3 protein-coding genes and 1 pseudogene are annotated in these 4,588 nt (G+C 62.6%); 1 reads left to right on the forward strand and 3 read right to left on the reverse strand.

Annotation, left to right across the window (positions count from 1 at the left end):
• Window positions 1-298 precede the first annotated feature (298 nt).
• The 3 genes and pseudogenes from H0W47_RS18350 to H0W47_RS18360 all read right to left on the reverse strand — a co-directional run.
• Window positions 299-901: a TetR/AcrR family transcriptional regulator gene (locus tag H0W47_RS18350; RefSeq protein WP_296927016.1), complete on the reverse strand. Its 603-nt coding sequence runs from the start codon at window positions 899-901 to the stop codon at window positions 299-301.
• 42 nt (window positions 902-943) lie between these two features.
• Window positions 944-2,044 (reverse strand): serine hydrolase, encoded by a 1,101-nt coding sequence (locus H0W47_RS18355; protein ID WP_296927017.1) that lies wholly within the window; start codon window positions 2,042-2,044, stop codon window positions 944-946.
• A pseudogene (locus H0W47_RS18360) lies at window positions 2,041-2,187 on the reverse strand (DUF2164 family protein); the annotation flags it as partial. The gene H0W47_RS18355 and the pseudogene H0W47_RS18360, both read right to left, overlap by 4 nt.
• Window positions 2,188-2,373: 186 nt before the next feature.
• On the opposite strand from H0W47_RS18360, the gene H0W47_RS18365 reads away from it, so the two are divergent.
• Window positions 2,374-4,512, forward strand: coding sequence for an acetoacetate--CoA ligase (locus H0W47_RS18365; RefSeq protein WP_296927019.1), 2,139 nt, complete (start codon window positions 2,374-2,376; stop codon window positions 4,510-4,512).
• Window positions 4,513-4,588 lie beyond the last annotated feature (76 nt).

Genomic DNA, 4,588 nt, shown 5'->3' on the forward strand with positions numbered 1-4,588 from the left:
TGCGCCCAGCCCCCAGCGGAACAGCCGGGTGACGGGGCTGGTGTTGTAAAAAGCAGCGGTGGCTTCAGCAGTAGAGCGGGTCATGGCGGGCCCCTCTCAGTACCAAACCCAGTCGCGGTTGCTGCGGGGCACACCACGCAGCGACTCACGGACGGCGCGCGCCGCGCGCACGATGACAAACAGGGCCAGGGGAACGATCAACAGCAACATGGTATTTCCTTTTCTCCGCACGATTGTGCGAAATTTGAACCAACAAAAAGCCCTTGTGGGGCATCACTTCTCTCCAGGTCCTGGAGCCTCAAGCCTGATAACTGATTTTCAGCCGTTGCCAAGTGGCCTGTGCCCGCTCGGCGGCGCGCTGGTCGCGCAAAAACCGTGCGTCGTGCAGCAGGCCCATGGCCAGGGCGCTGACTTCGCTGACCAACTGTTCGGGATCGGTGTCTGCCTTGAGGTGGCCGGCGTCGACCGCCTGCTGTGTGGTGCGGCGCAGCGCGGCGCGCCAGCGCGTGACTTCCTGCAGCAACACGTCGCGCAGTTCGCCCTCGCGGTCGTCCAGCTCAAAGGCGCCAGCGGTGTAGATGCAGCCTGACTTCACCTCGACATCGCGCATGCGGATGATCCAGCGCCGCATGATTGCGTCCAGCCGCGGCAGGCCTTTGGGCAGTTGCATGGCCGGCACAAACACATCGGCAATGAAACGCCGGCCGAACTCCTCGATCACGGCCTTCTGCAGCGCCTCGCGTGAGCCGATGCGCGAAAACACGCCGCTTTTGGACAGGCCAAGCCGGTCCGCCACCGCCTGCAGCGTGATGGCCTCCAGGCCATCAGCCGAAGCGAGGTCCAGCGCCGCACCAACAATTGCTGCGCGGGTCATCTCGCTTTTTTGGGTTTTGGCATCCATGAATGAATATTAGCACAATCGTGCTAAATAACAAACACCCCATCAATCCTGTTTTTTTGCCGCCAGGATCAGCCGCACCAACTCGCCGAGTTGCGGGTCGCTGACCTGCTTGCCAGGCCGGTCGGTGTCCACCCGGTGCACGATCACCAGGTCGAGCGGGGGAATCACCAGGATGAGGTGACCGCCGTGGCCTTGGGCGGAGAAGCTGCCCTCGGGCAAACGCACCGAAGGCAGATGCCGCCCGTCTTTGGCGACCCACCACATGTAGCCGTAACCGCCGTCCAGCTCGGCGTCTGAATAGACGCTTGTGCTTTCCTTGACCCAGGCCGCCGGAACGATCTGCTGGCCGCGCCAGCGGCCGTCCCGCAGGAAAAGCAACCCGAAACGGGCCATGTCGCGCGCCGTCATGCGAAAGGGATAGGCGCGATGGTCTGAACTGGGGCCGCTCACATACTCGCCGTCGGAAAGCCGGAAATCTTCCATGCCCAATGGACCGGCAATCCGCGCCTTGAATTGTTCGAAAATTTTGCCCTTGGTGTTCTGCTCGTAAATCGTGCCCAGCGCGTTGAAGTCCCAGTTGTTGTAATACCAAAAGGTGCCCGGGGCATGGCTGCCTCGCTGAGGCCGCCGGGCCGCCATGCCAGGGGTTTCATAAAGCGCCGCATGGTAGATACCCGAGCGGGCCTTGATCAGGTCGCCAACCGTGGCCTGCTTTTCCATGGCCGTGAGAGAAGGTGGGTTGTCGTCTATGCCCAGCTGGGCCAGTGTGCTGCCCAGCGCCATACGGCCTTCCTCGACGGCGATACCAATGAGGCCGCTCAGAAAACTCTTGCGAATGGAGTGCACGTTGTAGCGGGTGCCGGTATGGCCCCACTCGTCCAGCACCTGGCCATTGACAATCAGCATGACCGCGGCGCTATCTATCGTCTCCGCGTACTGGCGGGCTACTTGCAATTTCTCGCGCGACCAACCCAAAGCTTCGGGCGCGGTTACACCTTGCCACGAAGCGCCGGGATAAGGCCGGTCCTGAGTCATGCCGGAGAGAGGCACCGTCAAAAGCAGCAGAGCCGCCGTGACATGCCACAGCCTTGAAGGGAAAACATTCATCGAGGCACCCTGTTCCGTCTGGTTTTTTTCGCTCATTTTTCCAGCGTCCACCACTCGCCCTCGACCAGCTCCAGCCGCTGGGCCAATGTCTTCTGTGCGTCGGCGATGGCTTGGTTGTAATACAACGCGCCGATCTCGGCACAATACCAGTCGAGCAACTTCTTGACCTCGAAGCTGCCAAGCTTGCTCGAATCTTTCCTGCAGTTCGGTCCGAAGTTTCTAGAAGCTCAACGCCTGCTTGTCGGCGGAGAGGGTGATCGCGGGCTTACCGGGCTTCATGGAAAAATCTCGTGGGGGGCGCAGCAGGAAATATAACGCCCTGGTCGAGGAATCGCCCCCCCCGCCGAGCTGGTAACCTTTTGGCCATGAGCGCACCCCACATTCCCCAAATCACGCTGTATCAAACCTGGCTGCGCGAGACACGCGGCCTGAGCTTCGAGTCTTACGACGCGTTGTGGCGCTGGTCAGTGACCGAGCTCGACGCCTTCTGGCAAAGCATCTGGGATTACTTCGACCTGCAGTCGCCCACGCCGCGCAGTGCCGTGCTGGCGGCCAATCGCATGCCAGGCGCTTCCTGGTTTCCGGGTGCGCAGTTCAACTACGCGCAGCAGGTGTTTCGTCACGTGGACAAAGCCGCCGCCGCCGGTTTTGCCGCGCTGATCAGCCACAACGAAAAAAGCCTGGCCGCCGGTGCGCCCCCGCGCGAGATCAGCTGGCCGGAGCTGCGCCGCCAGGTCGCCTCGTTGGCGTTGCACCTGAAGGCGCAGGGCGTTCAGCCGGGCGACCGTGTCGCCGCCTACCTGCCGAATATTCCCGAGGCCATGGTGGCATTCCTGGCGGTGGTCAGCATAGGCGGGGTCTGGAGCATCTGCGCGCCGGACATGGGCACCAACGCGGTGCTGGACCGCTTCCGGCAGATTGAACCCAAAGTGCTGATTGCGTGTGATGGCGTGAGTTACGGCGGGCGCGACTTCGACCGCAGCGCCGTGCTGGACGAGTTGCGCGCGGCGCTGCCCAGCGTGCAGCACGTGATCGTGCATGGCAACCTGGACGCTATGAAAACCATAGCTGGATGCGCAGATCTGGCGGCGGCTACAGCCAAAAATGATGCTGAAACGGCGGCTTTCGAGCCGATGTGGCTGCCGTTTGATCACCCGCTGTGGATTGTGTACTCCAGCGGCACCACGGGCCTGCCCAAACCCATCGTGCACGGCCACGGCGGCACCGTCATCGTGGCGCTGGCCCTCAAGACCCTGCACAACGACGTGGGCTGCAGCTACCACGCCAACTCCTGGGGCGAGCGCTACCACTGGTACAGCTCGACCGGCTGGGTCATGTGGAACGCGCAGATGAGCGGCCTGCTCAACGGCACCACCTGCTGCATCTACGACGGCAACCCGGGCGGCACCAAAGACAAACCCGACTGGACCACGCTGTGGCGCTTCGCTGCGCAACTCGGCGTGACCTTCTTCGGCGCCGGCGCTGCGTTTTTTGCGAACTGCATGAAAGCCGGCATTGATCTGTCGGCCTGTGGCGACCTTTCGTGTGTGCGGGCGTTGGGCACCACCGGCTCGCCGCTGTCGGCCGAGGCTCAGAACTGGGGCACCGACCAGTTTCGAAACCTCCCGGCGCGCGGGCGCTCTTCAACCCAGCCGGGGCCGCGGGACTGGCTTCGCCAGACCGCAGGCGCAGCGGCCCCCTCGGGGGGCAGCGACCCACACGCAGTGGGGGAGCGTGGGGGCGATATCTGGTGGTGCAACATCTCTGGGGGCACTGACTTTGCGGGGGCATTTATAGGCGGCAACCGCGAGCTGCCGCAGGTGCCAGGCGAAATGCAGTGCCGCCTGATGGGCTGCGCGGTCGAAGCGTGGAACGAAGCGGGTGAACCGGTGATCGGCGAAGTCGGCGAGCTGGTCTGCAGCCAGCCGATTCCGTCCATGCCGCTGTACTTCTGGGGCGACGAGGGCAACAAGCGTTACCTGTCGAGTTACTTCGACATGTACCCGAATGTCTGGAGGCACGGTGACTGGCTCAAGGTCACGCCATCCGGCAGTTGCATCATCTACGGCCGCTCTGACGCCACGATCAACCGCCACGGCCTGCGCATGGGCACCAGCGAGCTGTACAGCGCGGTCGAGGCCTTGCCGGAAGTCATCGATTCCATGGTGGTGGACCTCGAGTACCTGGGCCGTGACAGCTACATGCCGCTGTTCGTCGTGCTGCGTGAGGGCGTGGCCCTCGACGAGGCGGTGAAGGCCAAACTCAACAACGCGATCAAGACCGCGCTGTCGCCGCGTTTTGTGCCCAACGACATCTTTCAGGTGCCCGAGATCCCGCGCACCCTGTCGGGCAAAAAGCAGGAACTGCCGATCAAGAAGCTGCTGCTGGGCCAGCCCATCGACAAAGTAGTCAACCGCGACGCCATGGCCAATCCAGGCTGCCTCGATTGGTACGTGGCATTTGCGCTGCAGCGGCAATCAGGCGTTCAAAAAAATGAAAAATAACAAGACGATGCAGCGACAAAACCAGCGTCAGAGAACTCATCAAGCCCAAGATATCACCATAAGCCCCTACTCTGGG

The sequence above is a fragment of the Polaromonas sp. genome, assembly GCF_013817205.1.
Taxonomy (GTDB): domain Bacteria; phylum Pseudomonadota; class Gammaproteobacteria; order Burkholderiales; family Burkholderiaceae_C; genus Polaromonas.

What these genes read in the sequence shown, in the direction of transcription:
- H0W47_RS18350 (WP_296927016.1), bottom strand. Translation starts at nt 901, where the DNA reads ATGGATGCCAAAACCCAAAAAAGCGAGATGACCCGCGCAGCAATTGTT.
- H0W47_RS18355 (WP_296927017.1), bottom strand. Translation starts at nt 2,044, where the DNA reads ATGAGCGAAAAAAACCAGACGGAACAGGGTGCCTCGATGAATGTTTTC.
- H0W47_RS18365 (WP_296927019.1), top strand. Translation starts at nt 2,374, where the DNA reads ATGAGCGCACCCCACATTCCCCAAATCACGCTGTATCAAACCTGGCTG.